Source organism: Streptomyces lydicus (assembly GCF_000717345.1).
GTDB lineage: Bacteria > Actinomycetota > Actinomycetes > Streptomycetales > Streptomycetaceae > Streptomyces > Streptomyces lydicus.
In genome coordinates, this window is record NZ_JNZA01000017.1 from 1 (window position 1) to 15,555 (window position 15,555).

The 15,555-nt window shown below is 69.7% G+C and carries 14 protein-coding genes and 1 riboswitch; of the genes, 11 read left to right on the forward strand and 3 right to left on the reverse strand.

The genetic code is table 11. From position 1 onward, the window contains the following. Positions 1-196 precede the first annotated feature (196 nt). The 10 genes from clsA (at position 197) to OO62_RS18130 (ending at position 10,323) form a co-directional block, all read left to right on the forward strand. Complete coding sequence (clsA, locus tag OO62_RS18085; protein WP_033268497.1) at positions 197-805, forward strand: cardiolipin synthase ClsA; 609 nt, start codon at positions 197-199, stop codon at positions 803-805. 121 nt (positions 806-926) lie between these two features. Then, entirely contained in the window at positions 927-3,422 is a 2,496-nt protein-coding gene (locus OO62_RS18090; protein ID WP_033268498.1) for a mannose-1-phosphate guanyltransferase, read from the forward strand. 84 nt (positions 3,423-3,506) lie between these two features. Continuing rightward, positions 3,507-4,430, forward strand: coding sequence for a DUF881 domain-containing protein (locus OO62_RS18095; protein WP_033268499.1), 924 nt, complete (start codon positions 3,507-3,509; stop codon positions 4,428-4,430). Next, positions 4,427-4,759, forward strand: coding sequence for a small basic family protein (locus tag OO62_RS18100; protein ID WP_003984969.1), 333 nt, complete (start codon positions 4,427-4,429; stop codon positions 4,757-4,759). Before OO62_RS18095 ends, OO62_RS18100 begins: the two co-directional genes overlap by 4 nt. 5 nt (positions 4,760-4,764) lie before the next feature. Beyond that, positions 4,765-5,757: a DUF881 domain-containing protein gene (locus OO62_RS18105; RefSeq protein ID WP_033268500.1), complete on the forward strand. Its 993-nt coding sequence runs from the start codon at positions 4,765-4,767 to the stop codon at positions 5,755-5,757. 118 nt (positions 5,758-5,875) lie between these two features. After that, positions 5,876-6,715: a double zinc ribbon and FHA domain-containing protein gene (locus OO62_RS38000; protein WP_077191801.1), complete on the forward strand. Its 840-nt coding sequence runs from the start codon at positions 5,876-5,878 to the stop codon at positions 6,713-6,715. A gap of 17 nt (positions 6,716-6,732) precedes the next feature. Continuing rightward, positions 6,733-7,479, forward strand: a complete 747-nt coding sequence (gene ftsR, locus OO62_RS18115) for a transcriptional regulator FtsR (protein WP_033268502.1) — start codon at positions 6,733-6,735, stop codon at positions 7,477-7,479. A 56-nt stretch (positions 7,480-7,535) separates the two neighbouring features. Further along, on the forward strand, positions 7,536-8,009 hold the full coding sequence (locus tag OO62_RS18120; protein WP_006606439.1) for a bifunctional nuclease family protein: 474 nt from the start codon (positions 7,536-7,538) through the stop codon (positions 8,007-8,009). A 195-nt stretch (positions 8,010-8,204) separates the two neighbouring features. After that, entirely contained in the window at positions 8,205-8,810 is a 606-nt protein-coding gene (locus tag OO62_RS18125; RefSeq protein ID WP_033268503.1) for a MerR family transcriptional regulator, read from the forward strand. Positions 8,811-8,877: 67 nt separating this feature from the next. Beyond that, a complete protein-coding gene (locus tag OO62_RS18130; protein WP_077191799.1) occupies positions 8,878-10,323 on the forward strand; it encodes a DNA polymerase IV in 1,446 nt (481 codons plus the stop codon). Here OO62_RS18130 and OO62_RS18135 read toward each other — a convergent pair. Next, positions 10,236-10,616, reverse strand: coding sequence for a PRC-barrel domain-containing protein (locus tag OO62_RS18135; protein WP_033268504.1), 381 nt, complete (start codon positions 10,614-10,616; stop codon positions 10,236-10,238). The genes OO62_RS18130 and OO62_RS18135 overlap by 88 nt on opposite strands. Before the next feature lie 114 nt (positions 10,617-10,730). Then, positions 10,731-10,828: riboswitch (glycine riboswitch) on the forward strand. A 187-nt stretch (positions 10,829-11,015) separates the two neighbouring features. Here OO62_RS18135 and gcvP point away from each other — a divergent pair. Further along, positions 11,016-13,901, forward strand: coding sequence for an aminomethyl-transferring glycine dehydrogenase (gcvP, locus tag OO62_RS18140; RefSeq protein ID WP_033268505.1), 2,886 nt, complete (start codon positions 11,016-11,018; stop codon positions 13,899-13,901). 83 nt (positions 13,902-13,984) lie between these two features. On the opposite strand, the gene OO62_RS18145 is transcribed toward gcvP, so the two are convergent. Beyond that, positions 13,985-14,179 (reverse strand): DUF5999 family protein, encoded by a 195-nt coding sequence (locus OO62_RS18145; protein WP_030416598.1) that lies wholly within the window; start codon positions 14,177-14,179, stop codon positions 13,985-13,987. Between the two features lie 315 nt (positions 14,180-14,494). Further along, the gene (locus OO62_RS18150; RefSeq protein ID WP_033268506.1) at positions 14,495-15,082 is read right to left on the reverse strand and encodes a hypothetical protein; all 588 of its coding nucleotides are present in this window, start codon (positions 15,080-15,082) and stop codon (positions 14,495-14,497) included. Positions 15,083-15,555 lie beyond the last annotated feature (473 nt).

Consider the following 15,555-nt stretch of genomic DNA (forward strand, 5'->3'; position numbering starts at 1 on the left):
CGATGGTACTGCAGGGGGGACCCTGTGGGAGAGTAGGACGCCGCCGAACAATCATTGTGGGAGAGCCCCGCACCGTATGGTGCGGGGCTTTTCTGCGTTTCCGGGTGATCTTGGCACCCCCGGCACGGCTCGGCCGGCCGGGCAGGTAAGGTCAAGGTGCATCGTTGGTACATTTTTCCCACAGGAGGCCCCCGCGGTGGAGGTCCAGGAGACGCGGGTCCAGACGGATCGCGTCCTCACCATCCCGAATATCCTGAGCATGGCGCGCCTCGTCGGCGTACCGGTGTTCCTGTGGTTGATCCTGTGGCCGGAATTCGGGGGCCCGAAGGCTGACGGCTGGGCGCTGCTGGTCCTGGCGCTGAGCGGCGTCAGCGACTATCTCGACGGCAAGCTCGCCCGGCGGTGGAACCAGATCAGCAGCCTGGGTCGGATCCTCGACCCGGCGGCCGACCGGCTGTACATCCTGTCCACGTTGGTGGGTCTGACCTGGCGGGAGATCCTGCCCCTCTGGCTCACCGCGGCCCTGCTGGCCCGCGAGCTGATGCTGCTGATCGCGGTGGGATTGCTCGCGCGTCACGGATACGGCCCTCCCCAGGTGAACTTCCTGGGCAAAGCAGCTACGTTCAACTTGATGTATGCCTTCCCGTTGCTCCTCCTGAGCGACGGAAGCGGCTGGCTTCACACACTCGCTGCTGTTTTCGGATGGGCGTTCGCAGGATGGGGTACGGCACTGTATTGGTGGGCAGGGATCCTCTATGTGGTCCAGGTCCGCCGGCTCATCAAGGCGGGCCCCACAGCCGACTGAGCTCTCCGAACCGGCAGGTTGTGCCGAGGCCGGGCGCCCGCACGTGAGGACCGGACGAGTGGGCGCCCCGGACAAGTGAAGTCGGCAAGACCGTCGTCTGTTAGAGGAGGACGCTTCCGACATGAAGGCCGTTGTGATGGCCGGTGGCGAAGGAACACGCCTTCGCCCGATGACGTCCAGCATGCCCAAACCGCTGCTTCCGGTGGTCAACAGGCCGATCATGGAGCACGTGCTGCGGCTGCTGAAACGGCATGGGCTCAATGAGACCGTCGTGACCGTGCAATTCCTTGCCTCGCTCGTCAAAAACTATTTCGGCGACGGGGAAGAGCTCGGAATGGAGCTCACCTACGCTCATGAGGAAAAGCCGCTCGGCACCGCCGGTAGCGTGAAGAACGCCGAGGACGCTCTCAAGGACGACGCCTTCCTCGTGATCTCCGGTGACGCGCTCACCGACTTCGACCTGACCGACCTCATCCGGTTCCACAAGGAAAAGGGCGCTCTGGTCACCGTCTGCCTGACCCGGGTACCCAATCCTCTCGAGTTCGGTATCACCATCGTCGACGAGGGCGGGCGGGTCGAGCGCTTCCTTGAAAAGCCCACCTGGGGTCAGGTCTTTTCGGACACCGTCAATACCGGCATCTACGTCATGGAGCCGGAGGTCTTCGACTACTTCGAGCCCGATGTGTCGGTCGACTGGTCCGGCGATGTCTTTCCGCAGCTCATGAAGGAAGGCAAGCCGATCTACGGCTATGTCGCCGAGGGCTACTGGGAGGACGTCGGTACCCACGAGAGCTATGTGAAGGCCCAGGCCGACGTCCTCGAGGGCAAGGTCGATGTCGAGATCGACGGCTTCGAGATCTCGCCGGGGGTCTGGGTCGCCGAGGGCGCCGAGGTCCATCCCGACGCGGTGTTGCGCGGGCCGCTGTACATCGGGGACTACGCCAAGGTCGAAGCGGGCGCGGAGCTTCGTGAGCACACCGTCGTCGGCTCCAACGTGGTCGTCAAGAGCGGTGCGTTTCTGCACCGGGCGGTGATTCACGACAACGTCTATCTCGGGCAGCAGACGAATCTGCGCGGCTGTGTGATCGGCAAGAACACGGACGTCATGCGGGCCGCCCGGATCGAGGACGGCGCGGTGATCGGCGATGAATGCCTCATCGGCGAGGAGTCCATCGTCCAAGGGAATGTCAGGGTCTACCCGTTCAAGACCATCGAGGCCGGCGCATTCGTCAACACCTCGGTGATCTGGGAGTCCCGGGGGCAGGCCCATCTCTTCGGCGCCCGCGGCGTGACCGGCATCCTCAACGTCGAGATCACCCCCGAACTCGCGGTGCGGCTCGCGGGTGCGTACGCCACCACGCTCAAAAAGGGCTCCACGGTCACCACCGCGCGCGACCACTCCCGGGGCGCTCGGGCGCTCAAGCGGGCGATGATCTCCGCCTTGCAGACCAGCGCCATCGACGTACGCGACCTGGAGAACGTGCCGCTGCCGGTCGCCCGTCAGCAGACCGCCCGCGGCAGTGCCGGCGGCATCATGATCCGTACGACGCCCGGCGTGCCGGACTCCGTCGACATCATGTTCTTCGACGAGCGCGGCGCCGACCTCTCGCAGGCCGGTCAGCGCAAGCTCGACCGGGTCTATGCCAGGCAGGAGTACCGCCGCGCCTTCCCCGGGGAGATCGGCGACCTGATCTTCCCGTCGAGTGTCTTCGACTCCTATACGGGATCACTGCTGCGCGCCGTGGACACCACAGGCATCGCGGACTCGGGCCTGAAGGTCGTCGTGGACGCCTCGAACGGCAGCGCCGGCCTGGTCCTGCCCAGCCTCCTCGGCCGGCTCGGTGTCGACTCCCTGACCATCAACCCCGGGCTCAACGAGTCCCGGCCGACCGAGAGCGCCGATGCGCGCCGCTCCGGCCTGGTCCGGCTCGGGGAGATCGTGGCCTCGGCACGGGCCGCCTTCGGCGTGCGCTTCGACCCCGTCGGTGAGCGGCTGTCCCTGGTGGACGAGCGCGGCCGGATCATCGAGGACGACCGGGCGTTGCTGGTCATGCTGGATCTGATCGCCGCCGAGCGGCGCACGGGGCGGGTGGCGCTGCCGGTGACCACGACCCGTATCGCCGAGCAGGTCGCGGCGTACCACGGCACCCAGGTGGAGTGGACGACGACCTCGCCGGACGATCTGACCCGGGTGGGGCGCGAGGACGGCACGGTCTTCGGTGGCGACGGCCTGGGCGGCTTCATCATCCCGGAGTTCAGCAGCGTCTTCGACGGCGCCGCCGCGTTCGTCCGGCTGATCGGCCTGGTGGCGCGCACCCAGCTCACCCTCAGCCAGATCGACGCACGGATCCCGCGGGCGCATGTGCTGCGGCGTGACCTGGCCACGCCGTGGGCGGTCAAGGGACTCGTCATGCGGCATGTCGTCGAGGCGGCCGGCGACCGTGAGGTGGACACCACCGACGGCGTGCGGATCGTGGAGACCGACGGCCGCTGGGTGTTGGTGCTGCCCGACCCGGCCGAGGCGGTCACCCACCTGTGGGCGGAGGGCCCGGACGACGCCTCCGCGCAGGCGCTGCTCGACGAATGGGCCGCCGTGGTCGACAGCGCAGGACGCTGACCCGGTCCCCACCGGCGGGCCGCTGATCGGCACGCCGGTGGGGCCATTGGGAGACTGTGCGGGCGACGTGCGACGATGTGCGGCATGTCGCAGCCGCGCCCCGATCGGAGCACACCGAAGACGCCGCCCGCGCGCCCCGACGCCTCCATGTCGCTGCTGACCAACGTGATGGATCACAGTCTCGACGACGGGTACGCGGAGGCCGCCGCGCGCAAGTCGGAAGCCGGCATGCGCGGTCTGCCGCGTACTCTGCGGGCGAAGTTGGGTCTCGCGGCCGGTCTGGTGCTCGCCGCGCTCGTGGTGACGGTCGGCGCGGCGCAGGCGCGGATATCGGCACCGACGCTCGCCAAGGAGCGCGAGGAGCTGATCAACCGCATCCAGAAGGGCACCGGCGAGGCGGACAAACAGCAGCAACGGGTCGACGCGCTGCGCGACGACGTCGGCAGGATGCAGCGCGACGCCTTGAAGAAGCACGGCGGGGACCGGGCCGAGCTGCTGGCCCTGCTGGCGGGGTCGACCGAGGTCACCGGGCCCGGCGTGAAGCTCGTGGTGGACGATGCCAAGGACGCCGAGTCCGGTGGTGGCGGGCCGCGCGAGAGCAGTGGTTTCTCGGACACCGGGCGGGTACGCGACCGGGACATGCAGCGCGTGGTCAACGGTCTGTGGGCGTCCGGTGCGGAGGCCATCTCCGTCAATGGGCAGCGGCTTACGTCACTCTCGGCGATCAGAGCCGCTGGAGACGCCATACTGGTCGACAACAAGCCACTGGTGCCGCCGTACACGGTGCTGGCGGTGGGGGACGGGCAGCGGCTGAGCGCCGCGTTCCAGGGCAGCGCCGACGGTCAGTATCTGCATGTGCTGCAGGAGAACTACGGCGTGCGCACCAGGATTTCCGCCGAGAACGAGCTCACGCTGCCGCCCGCGCCCAGCTTGATCGTACGTACCGCAAAGCCGCAGACCGGTCCCGCCAAGTCGGGCGGCGCCGACACAGGGAAGGGCACATCGTGATCGCCGTATTGGGCCTCATCGTGGGAGTCGTGGTCGGACTTGTCGTCCGACCCGTGGTGCCGACGGTGGTCGAGCCCTACTTGCCGATCGCTGTCGTCGCGGCGCTGGACGCCGTGTTCGGCGGTCTGCGGGCGATGCTGGACGGCATCTTCGACGACAAGGTCTTCGTGGTCTCGTTCCTGTCGAACGTCGTCGTGGCCGCGTTGATCGTCTTCCTCGGCGACAAGTTGGGCGTCGGCGCCCAACTCTCCACCGGCGTCGTGGTGGTGCTGGGTATCCGGATCTTCTCGAACGCCGCCGCGATCCGCCGGCACGTTTTCAGGGCGTGACGCGGATGGCGACCGACGAGACCCCCGAGCCCGAGAAGAAGCCGGGACCGGAGCGCGAGGCCGAACAGCCGGAGCAGCAGCCCGAACGGCCGGAGCCCGAGCCGAGCCCGGCCGGCCGGCGGCCGATGCCGCCGGAGCACCGCGAGGTCCCTCACGACGCAGAGGACGCAGACGGCTCCGAAGTCAACGAACCGGACAGTACTGGACAGACGCCCGGTAAAGGGGCAGACTCCTCGACCCCGGACGCCGTCGCGGAGGACGGGGAGAACCAGGGTCCGACGAGTGGTCGGCAGCGGCTCGCCGCGAGCCTGTGGCCGCCGCGACTGACCCGGGCTCAACTGATCGTCGCGTTGCTGCTGTTCATTCTCGGCCTCGGCCTGGCGATTCAGGTACGTTCCACAAGTGACAGCAGTGCGCTGCGGGGCGCGCGCCAGGAGGACCTGGTGCGCATTCTGGACGAGCTGGACAACCGCTCCCAGCGGTTGACGGACGAACAGCGGCGCCTGGAAGGGCAGAAGACCGAGCTGGCGAACAGCTCGGACCAGGCCGAGGAGGCCCGTAAGCAGACCGTGGAGAAGGAACAGCAGCTGGGCGTGCTGGCCGGGACCGTCGCGGCGCAAGGGCCCGGCATCAACCTGACCATCGACGACCCGACGCACTCCGTGGAGGCGGACAAGCTGCTCGACACCATCCAGGAGCTGCGGGCGGCCGGCGCCGAGGCCATCCAGGTCAACGACGTCAGGGTCGTCGCCAACACCGCGCTCTCGGACGTCCGGGGCGGGGTGGAGATCGACGGCAAGCGCGTCATGCAGCCGTACCGCTTCAAGGTCATCGGCAAGCCGGAAGATCTGGAACCGGCGCTGAACATCCCTGGCGGGGTGGTCCAGACGCTGGAAAAGGAGCAGGCCAAGGTGTCTGTGACCCGTGAGCAGAAGATCATTGTGGGCGCCTTGCGGGAGGCGAAGCGGCCTGACTACGCTCGGTCGTCATCGCAGTGAGGCGTACAGGTATGTCGAATGCCCGGCAAGGGCATGAGGTAGCGGGGGGTCGACGCACCGTGCGTGTGGTGTGTGGTGGAAACTGTTTGAAGCCCACGGACGTTCACTGGATGTCCGGATGGGTCGCTGTGTGCATCGAGGGTTCGTCCTGCCCCACGGGCGGGTCTATTTCGTTCAAGGGGAATCGCCCGTGAAGTTGTTTGGAAAGCTGTTCGGCAAGAGCGCACGCCAGGAGGGCGGCAGCGGCTCTGCGCGGCACCGTGCGCCGCGCCAGCCGGAGGAGAGCGGTCCGGCGGCGGAGCGTCCGCTGTTCCGCGACGAGGTCCCCGGAGGGCCCGGTGCGGGATCTGTTGACCCCTCCGGTGCCGGCCGCATAGGTTCCCAGGAACCATCGACCTCACGCACGGGTGGAGGTTCGGCCTTGCCGGTCTGTACGAGGTGTGGACACCGCAACGCCGAGGCGAGCCGCTTCTGCTCCAACTGCGGTGCGCCGCTGCGCCCGGGCGCCCAGCCCGAGCGGGCGTCCGAGACGACCTCCACGATCTCCATTTCGGGGCTGGAGGCGTACGACTCGGAGACCACGGGCCAGAACCTGGCGCCGTCGCTGTCCCCGGAGGCCCAGGCAGCCGTCGAGGCCCTTCCGCTGGGGTCGGCGCTGCTGATCGTCCGCCGCGGTCCGAACTCGGGCAGCCGCTTCCTTCTGGACGGTGAGCTGACCACCGCGGGCCGGCATCCGCAGGGCGACATCTTCCTCGACGACGTGACGGTCTCGCGTCGGCACGTGGAATTCCGCCGGGGCCCGGACGGCCTCTTCACGGTCGCCGACGTCGGCAGCCTGAACGGCACCTACGTCAATCGCGAGCGGATCGACTCCGTCGTCCTCGCCAACGGGGACGAGGTCCAGATCGGCAAGTACCGCCTGGTCTTCTACGCGAGCCAGCGAGGCGCCGGTATCTGACCGGCCGGGGAAGGCATATGCGCGATACACCGAAGGGCGGTGCCGGGTTCTCCGGCACCGCCTCCTCGGACGGCAAGCCGGTGAGCATCGGCACGGTGCTCAATGTGCTGCGCGAGGAGTTCCCCGAGGTCACCATCTCCAAGATCCGTTTCCTGGAGGCGGAGGGGCTGGTCGAGCCGAAGCGCACGCCTTCCGGATACCGCAAATTCACGCCCGCCGACGTCGCGCGACTGGCGAACGTCCTGCGGATGCAGCGGGACCACTATCTGCCGCTGAAGGTCATCCGGGAGCATCTGGACGCCCTGGAGCGCGGCGAGCAGGTCCAGCTGCCCGCTCCGGCCGCGCCCGCGCTGGACCTCGTCGAGGGCGTCACCGACCCGGGCGAGGACCGTCCGACCGCCGCCCGGATCGGCCGGGCCGAGCTGCTGGCCGCCACCGACGTGGACGAGGCGGCGCTCGCGGACTGGGAGTCCTACGGACTCATCGTCCCCCATGCGGACGGGGGGTACGACATCGAGGCGGTCACCGTCGCCAAACTGGTCGCGGACCTGGGCCGTTTCGGTCTGGAGCCGCGGCATCTGCGTGCCGTGAAGGCGGCCGCCGAGCGTGAGGCCGGCCTGGTCGAGCAAGTCGTTGCACCCCTTCGGCGGCACCGCAATCCGCAGACCAGGGCGCATGCCGAGGCCACCGCCAGGGAGCTGGCCACACTGTCCGTACGGCTGCACGCGGCGCTGGTGCAGAGCGCTCTGCGGCCCCGGCCGTAGTGAGCAAAAGAGTGCCCGACTACCCAAACCTGCCGAGCACGTCCTAGGGTTGCTGTGTGAACGAGCTCGACGTCGTGGGTGTCCGGGTGGAAATGCCTTCCAGCCAACCGATCGTGCTCCTGCGGGAGGTGGGAGGCGACCGTTACCTGCCCATTTGGATCGGGCCAGGGGAGGCCACCGCCATCGCCTTCGCCCAGCAGGGCATGGTCCCTGCCAGGCCGCTGACGCACGACCTCTTCAAGGATGTGCTCGAAGCGGTGGGCCAGGAGCTGACCCAGGTCCGCATCACGGACCTGCGTGAGGGGGTGTTCTACGCCGAACTGGTCTTCGCCAGTGGGGTTGAGGTCAGCGCGCGGCCGTCCGACGCCATAGCGCTGGCGCTGCGCACCGGAACGCCGATCTTCGGTACCGACGGTGTGCTGGACGACGCGGGGATCGCCATCCCGGACGAGCAGGAGGACGAGGTGGAGAAGTTCCGCGAGTTCCTCGACCAGATCTCGCCCGAGGACTTCGGCACCAACAGCCAGTGATCCGGCGACTCGGCCGGGCGAAGGGTCTGATTCCGGCCAAACTATTTAGCCATTCCCCGCGCGAGGTCACGAGAAACCACTCGTAGGGTGATTATCACTCGGCGTGGCGAGCGCGGCGATCGTTGACGCACCCCGAGTGACTGCATACCGTCGATATGGCAGGTCCCGTCCGGGACGTGGAGGACGGAGGGCGGCGTGGCAATCACCGGCGACGGTACGGCGGCGGAAGGGGCGTTGCCGCTCCACGCGGGCGCAACGGCGAACCGTACCCCGGCACCCGCCGCGGCGGTGTCCGAGGACTGCGAGGCCCAGAACATCGGCTATCGCGGCCCGACCGCCTGTGCGGCAGCGGGCATCACCTACCGGCAGCTCGACTACTGGGCCCGTACGGGCCTGGTGGAGCCGAGCATCCGGCCGGCCTACGGCTCCGGCACCCAGCGGCTCTACAGCTTCCGGGACGTCGTCGTCCTGAAGATCGTCAAACGGCTGCTGGACACCGGGGTGTCGCTGCAGAACATCCGCACCGCCGTCCAGCACCTGCGCTCGCGCGGGCTGGCGGATCTGACGCGGATGACGCTGATGAGCGACGGCGCGACGGTCTACGAGTGCACCTCGCCCGACCAGGTCGTCGATCTGCTCCAGGGTGGGCAGGGCGTCTTCGGTATCGCGGTCGGTGTGGTGTGGCGGGACGTGGAGGGTGCGCTGTCACAGCTTCACGGAGAGCGCGTGGACACCGGCGAGACGCTGGTCGGGAAGAACCCGCACGACGAGCTGGCGCGGCGGCGCAACAGGGCGGGTTGAGCCCTCCGGCACGGCCCCCGGCCCGGCGACGGGTCGATTGTCAGTGCCATGCGGGAACATCGGACATGTGAGACCCGCGCCGACGATTCTGCATCTGGACATGGATGCGTTCTACGCCTCTGCCGAGCAGGCGGCGAAGCCGAGTCTGCGCGGCAAGCCGGTGGTGGTGGGCGGCATCGGGCCGCGCGGGGTCGTCGCCACCGCGTCGTACGAGGCCCGGGTCTTCGGGGTCCGCTCGGCGATGCCGACCGCCCAGGCGCGCCGGCTGTGCCCGAACGCCGCTTATCTCAGCCCCCGCTTCACCCTGTACCGCCAGGTGAGTGAAGCGGTGATGGAGTTGCTGCACGAGCTGTCGCCGCTGGTGGAGCCGCTCAGCCTGGACGAAGCCTTCGTGGACCTGGAGGCGGGCGGGGTGCCGGCGGAGACGGCCGCCGTGCGGGCCGTGGGGGAGAAGCTGCGGCGCGACATCCGGTCGGCGACGGGCCTGACGGGCTCGGTGGGGCTGGCGGGCGCCAAGATGCTGGCCAAGATCGCGTCCGAGGCGGCCAAGCCGAACGGCCTGGTGGTGATCGAGCCCGGTACCGAGCGGGAGCTGCTGGGCCCGATGACGGTGCGGACGCTGCCCGGGGTGGGGCCCGCGACGGCCGAGACGCTGCGCCGGGCCGGGATCCATACCGTCGCGGAGACCGCTGAGGCGGGTGAGGCGGAGCTGGTGCGGCTCCTGGGGAAGGCGCACGGGGCGGGGTTGTACGCGATGGCGCTGGGCCGGGACGACCGTCCTGTGGTCGCGGAGCGGGACGCCAAGTCGATCTCGGTGGAGGACACCTTCGAGGTCGACCTGACCGACCGGACCCGGGTGCGGACCGAGGTGCTGCGGCTGGCCGACCGCTGCGTCCAGCGGCTGCGTGCGGCGGGGCGCTCCGGGCGCACGGTGGTGATCAAGGTCCGTAACTACGACTTCTCGACGCTGACCCGCTCCGAGACGCTCCGCGGGCCCACCGACGACCCCGGCGTCATACGGGAGGCCGCGGTGCGGCTGCTGGAGGCGGTCGACACCACCGGCGGGGTGCGGCTGCTCGGCGTGGGGGTCAGTGGGCTGGCCGATTTCACGCAGGAGGACCTCTTCGCGCAGCTGGCGACCGAGCGGGAGGCCGAGGAGCTGGCGAAGGCGGCTCCGGAGCCGGCCGGCGGGACGGGCGAGGGCGGCGAGCCCGAGGAGCGGCCGCGGCGCTGGCACCCGGGCCTGGACGTGGTGCACGAGGAGTACGGCGCCGGCTGGGTGCAGGGGAGCGGGGTGGGCAGAGTGACCGTTCGTTTCGAGACGCCGTGGTCCGCACCGGGGAGGGTGCGGACCTTTGCCGTCGGGGACCCGGCGCTGCGGCCCGGGGAGCCGCTGCCGCTGGTCGGTGGGGGGCCGGAGGGGACTCAGTCCTCCGAGCCGGCGATCTTGCCGAAGTCCTTGTCGCCGGAGGGCAGCGAGCCGGTGCCGGGCGAGGAGATGTCCAGCCGGTAGTGGTGGTAGAGCTGGAGTTCCTGCTCGGGGGAGAGGTGGCGGCCCACGCCGAAGTCCGGAGCGTCCTTGATCAGCTTGCGGTCGTAGGGGATGTGCAGACCCTCGCCGACCATTTTGCTGGGTTCCAGGGGCACGAACGCGTCCCGGCTGAAGAGTCCGGTGCGTACGGCCGCCCACTCCGGTTCCCCCGTCGCGTCGTCGAGGTAGACCTCGTCGATCGTGCCTATTTTCGCGCCGTTCCGGTCGAACGCTTTGCGGCCGATCAGGCTCCGGGGATCGATATCGGTTTGCACGGCCCCTCCAATTGGTCGCAACTGCCCTGTGACAACTACCAAACGGCACATTTCATGCCCTGGCCACTCGAAGGATCCTTCGAGTGGCGCGCTGGTAGGCTGGCCAATGGCCGCAGAACCCGTGCGGGAGAGTCCGTCGTCGTTCGCGACGAGGGCGCCGAAGGAGCAAATCCTCCCCGGAATCTCTCAGGCACACGTACCGCACGGACGAGGTCACTCTGGAAAGCAGGGCGGGCCGCGGAAGCACAGCACCGGGACCCCTCCTCACCGACGGTGAAAGCCGGACCGCTCCGCGCGGCCCGGTGAAGCTCTCAGGTTGAGATGACAGAGGGGGAGGCCGTCCGGGCACCCGTGCCGTGGTGCCCCTCGTAGGTCGTACCGACCAGGAGGCCCCCGCAGATGACCACCAATCGCATCTCCTTGACCGAGCTGGAACGCGGCATCCCCTTCGAGCAGCGGCACATCGGCCCCGATGACGCAGCGCAGGCCAAGATGCTCGCGCACGTCGGTTTCGGGTCGCTGGACGAGCTCACCGCGACCGCCGTGCCCGACGTGATCAAGAGCGCCGAGGCGCTCGGCCTGCCCGGGGCCCGTACCGAGGCCGAGGTCCTCCAGGAGCTGCAGAGCCTGGCGGAGCGCAACCAGGTGCTGTCCTCCATGATCGGCCTGGGCTACTACGGCACGTTCACCCCGCCGGTGATCCTGCGCAACGTCATGGAGAACCCGGCCTGGTACACGGCGTACACGCCCTACCAGCCGGAGATCTCGCAGGGCCGCCTGGAGGCGCTGCTGAACTTCCAGACGGTGGTCGCCGAGCTGACCGGGCTGCCCACCTCCGGCGCCTCCCTGCTGGACGAGGGCACCGCCGCCGCCGAGGCGATGGCCCTCTCCCGCCGCGTCGGCAAGGTCAAGCAGGGCGTCTTCCTGGTCGACGCGGACTGTCTGCCGCAGACCATCGCCGTGATCGAGACCCGCGCGGAGCCGACCGGCGTCGAGGTCGTCGTCGCGGACCTGTCCGAGGGCATCCCCGCCGAGATCGCCGAGCGCGGGGTCTTCGGCGTACTGCTGCAGTACCCGGGTGCCTCCGGCGCGGTCCGCGACCCGCGGGCCGTCATCGAGCAGGCCCACGAGCTGGGCGCGGTCGTCAGCGTCGCCGCCGACCTGCTCGCCCTGACGCTGCTGACCTCGCCCGGCGAGCTCGGCGCGGACATCGCCGTCGGCACCACCCAGCGCTTCGGCGTCCCGATGGGCTTCGGCGGACCGCACGCCGGCTTCATGGCCGTACGCGAACAGTTCGCCCGCAGCCTGCCCGGCCGCCTGGTGGGCGTGTCCGTCGACGCCGACGGCAACAAGGCGTACCGCCTCGCGCTGCAGACCCGCGAGCAGCACATCCGCCGTGAGAAGGCCACCAGCAACATCTGCACCGCGCAGGTGCTGCTCGCCGTCATGGCCGGTATGTACGCCGTCTACCACGGCCCCGAGGGGCTGCGGACCATCGCCCGCCGTACCCACCGCTACGCCACGATCCTCGCCGAGGGCCTGCGGGCCGGCGGTGTGGAGATCGTCCACGGGGCGTACTTCGACACCCTGACCGCGCGGGTGCCGGGCCGGGCCGGCGAGGTCGTCGCCGCCGCCCGCGAGGCCGGCATCAACCTGCGCCAGGTCGACGAGGACCTCGTCGGCATCGCCTGCGACGAGACCACCGGACGCGCGCAGCTGGCCGGCGTCTGGAGCGCCTTCGGCGTGCAGGGCGACATCGAGGCGCTGGACGCGGCCACGGCCGAGACGCTGCCGGGGACGCTGCTGCGCGAGGACGAGTACCTCGCGCACCCGGTCTTCCACCAGTACCGCTCCGAAACCGCGATGCTGCGCTACCTGCGCACCCTCGCGGACAAGGACTACGCGCTGGACCGCGGCATGATCCCGCTCGGCTCCTGCACGATGAAGCTGAACGCCACCACCGAGATGGAGCCGGTCACCTGGCCCGCGTTCGGCCAGCTGCACCCCTTCGCGCCGGCCGACCAGGCCGAGGGCTACCTGACGCTGATCCGCGAGCTGGAGGAGCGCCTCGCCACCGTCACCGGCTACGACAAGGTCTCCCTCCAGCCGAACGCCGGCTCGCAGGGCGAGCTGGCCGGCCTGCTGGCGGTGCGCGCGTACCACCGCGCCAACGGTGACGAGCAGCGCACGGTCTGCCTGATCCCGTCGTCCGCGCACGGCACCAACGCCGCCAGCGCCGTGATGGCCGGTATGAAGGTCGTCGTCGTCAAGACCGGCGAGGACGGTGAGGTCGACGCCGACGATCTGCACGCCAAGATCGAGAAGCACCGTGACGAGCTCGCGGTCCTGATGGTGACCTACCCGTCCACGCACGGCGTGTTCGAGGAGCACATCACGCAGATCTGCGCGGCGGTGCACGAGGCCGGCGGCCAGGTCTACGTCGACGGCGCCAACCTCAACGCGCTGGTCGGCCTCGCCGAGCCCGGCAAGTTCGGCGGCGACGTCTCGCACCTGAACCTGCACAAGACCTTCTGCATCCCGCACGGCGGCGGCGGCCCCGGTGTCGGTCCGGTCGCCGTGCGCGCCCACCTGGCGCCGTACCTGCCCAACCACCCGCTGCAGCCCGCCGCCGGCCCCGAGACGGGGGTCGGACCGATCTCCGCGGCGCCCTGGGGCTCCGCCGGCATCCTGCCGATCTCCTGGGCGTACGTCCGCCTCATGGGCGGCGAGGGCCTCAAGCGCGCCACCCAGGTCGCGGTGCTGAGCGCCAACTACATCGCCAAGCGGCTGGAGCCGCACTACCCGGTGCTGTACAACGGCCCCGGCGGCCTGGTCGCGCACGAGTGCATCATCGACGTCCGGCCGCTGACCAAGGCGACCGGCGTGAGCATCGACGATGTCGCCAAGCGGCTGATCGACTACGGCTTCCACGCGCCGACGATGTCGTTCCCGGTGGCCGGCACGCTGATGATCGAGCCGACGGAGAGCGAGGACCTCGGCGAGCTGGACCGGTTCTGCGACGCGATGATCGCCATCCGCGCGGAGATCGAGAAGGTCGGCTCGGGGGAGTGGGACAAGGACGACAACCCGCTGCGCAACGCCCCGCACACCGCGGCCGCGCTCGGCGGCGACTGGGCCCACCCGTACAGCCGCGAGGAGGCGGTCTTCCCGGCCGGCGTCACCGCGGCGGAGAAGTACTGGCCGCCGGTGCGCAGGATCGACGGAGCCTTCGGCGACCGTAACCTCGTGTGCTCCTGCCCCCCGCTGGACGCGTACGACAGCTGACCGGCGCTGACCCGTCCGGGCAACATCAAGGGCCCTCGGCAGATCTGCCGGGGGCCCTGTTGTACGTGTGGGGCGCTCGCGGGTCAGGCCGCGGCGGTGACCCTGGCCCGGTGCGGGGCGATGACCTGCCCGTCGGGCAGCAGTTCACCGGTGTCCTCGAAGAGCAGGACGCCGTTGCAGAGCAGGCTCCAGCCCTGCTCAGGGTGGTGCGCCACAAGGTGTGCGGCCTCCCGGTCGGTGGAGTCTGCTGACGGGCAAGGCGGTTGGTGCTGACACATGGAAGTTGTCTTTCGCTGCGGTGTGGTGAACGTCGTGCGGCTCGACGAGGTGGTCATGGCCGCTCCCCCGTTTCTCGGTCGGTTCCAGTGTTGCCCCACGGAAGGGATTCCGCAGGGATTTCGCAGCAGCGGTACTCACTCGATATCGACGCGTCACCCGTGCGGGCGGTTGCTGCCAATTGCACGCCTTCCCAACGGGGTTGGCGGTGGTAGCCGTGGGCTAGGCCGCGCGGGTGAGCACGGCAGAGCGCCCCGCGGCCGGAGAGGGCCGCGGGGCACGCTCTTGCGGGGCGGTACGGGCCGGTAGGTGCCTGGTCAGGCCGGTTCGGCCAGCAGCGGTGCGGACGAGAGGCGCAGGGTGAGCCGGGGAAGCAGATCGGCGACGCGGTGCGGGCGGTGGGCGGCGATCCCCGGCGGGGCGGGCGCCAGCGGCACCAGCAGGTCACCGGGGGCGGGCATGCCCTCCGCGCCGTCCGCCTCGAGGTCCTGATGCAGCCAGAGGGTGAGCATGTACAGCTCCGGCACGGACAGCAGCCGCGGCTGGTAGGGCGTGCTCAGCGCCTCGGCCTGCACCAGCGCCTGCTCGGTCGAGGTGATGTAGGGGCCGCCGCAGAAGCGGGCGAACATCCAGCCGTCCGCCGTGAGCATCGCCTCGGCGGTCGCCACGGCCCGCTCCCCGCCCCGTACCAGGAAGCTCCACCCGGCCAGTCGGGTCTGCGGGGTGTCGCCGGCCCGGCTGATGTCGTCCCACACATGGAGGGGCAGCGGGTGGTCGGGGCTGAGCGGCCCCTGATGGGAGCGCAGTGCGGCGACCGGGGCCTCACGGACGGCGGTGGGCGAGCCGAGGGCGGTCAGAACGCTGCGCAGGGCAGGCGCAGGGGCGGAGGAAAGGTGCAGCGGCATGGTGGGTCGCCTCTCACTTCGGAGACACGGTGGAGCGTGGCAGGTGCAAACGGCGCTGTCTGCGTGCGGGGCCAGAGCGTGCCGGGGGGCGGCGGCCCGGCGTGGGGTCAGGGCCTGCCCCAGCGCCGGTGGGAACACCGCGGCACTGGGCGCCAACTCTCTACCTCGTAAGCGGAGTTTATACGACGTATGTTCTGAAAGTGTTTCAGCTACCTGCCTTGCAGATTTCTGGCAAGGCGGAATCCAGACCCTTGCCCGAGGCGTTTTCCGCCGCTTTGTGCAGTGCCTTTGCGGGTCCACCTCGTAATTCGTCTCCGGCGCGGTAGGCCGGATCTTGTCGGTGTTTCTCACGAGTGAATTGCGGACGGCCATCGCCGCCGAGATATGCCATTGGCAGATGCCCGGCAAGCGCATCACTTCGAGCCTATCGGCACCGGCACGCCCCTGAGGCGTTATCGATCAGATTGCCGGGG

Excerpts from the sequence above, each read along its gene's own strand:
- OO62_RS38000 (WP_077191801.1), top strand. The coding sequence starts at position 5,876 with ATGGGTCGCTGTGTGCATCGAGGGTTCGTCCTGCCCCACGGGCGGGTC.
- OO62_RS18095 (WP_033268499.1), top strand. The coding sequence starts at position 3,507 with ATGTCGCAGCCGCGCCCCGATCGGAGCACACCGAAGACGCCGCCCGCG.
- ftsR (WP_033268502.1), top strand. The coding sequence starts at position 6,733 with ATGCGCGATACACCGAAGGGCGGTGCCGGGTTCTCCGGCACCGCCTCC.
- OO62_RS18150 (WP_033268506.1), bottom strand. The coding sequence starts at position 15,082 with ATGCCGCTGCACCTTTCCTCCGCCCCTGCGCCTGCCCTGCGCAGCGTT.
- OO62_RS18145 (WP_030416598.1), bottom strand. The coding sequence starts at position 14,179 with ATGTGTCAGCACCAACCGCCTTGCCCGTCAGCAGACTCCACCGACCGG.
- gcvP (WP_033268505.1), top strand. The coding sequence starts at position 11,016 with ATGACCACCAATCGCATCTCCTTGACCGAGCTGGAACGCGGCATCCCC.
- OO62_RS18105 (WP_033268500.1), top strand. The coding sequence starts at position 4,765 with ATGGCGACCGACGAGACCCCCGAGCCCGAGAAGAAGCCGGGACCGGAG.
- OO62_RS18090 (WP_033268498.1), top strand. The coding sequence starts at position 927 with ATGAAGGCCGTTGTGATGGCCGGTGGCGAAGGAACACGCCTTCGCCCG.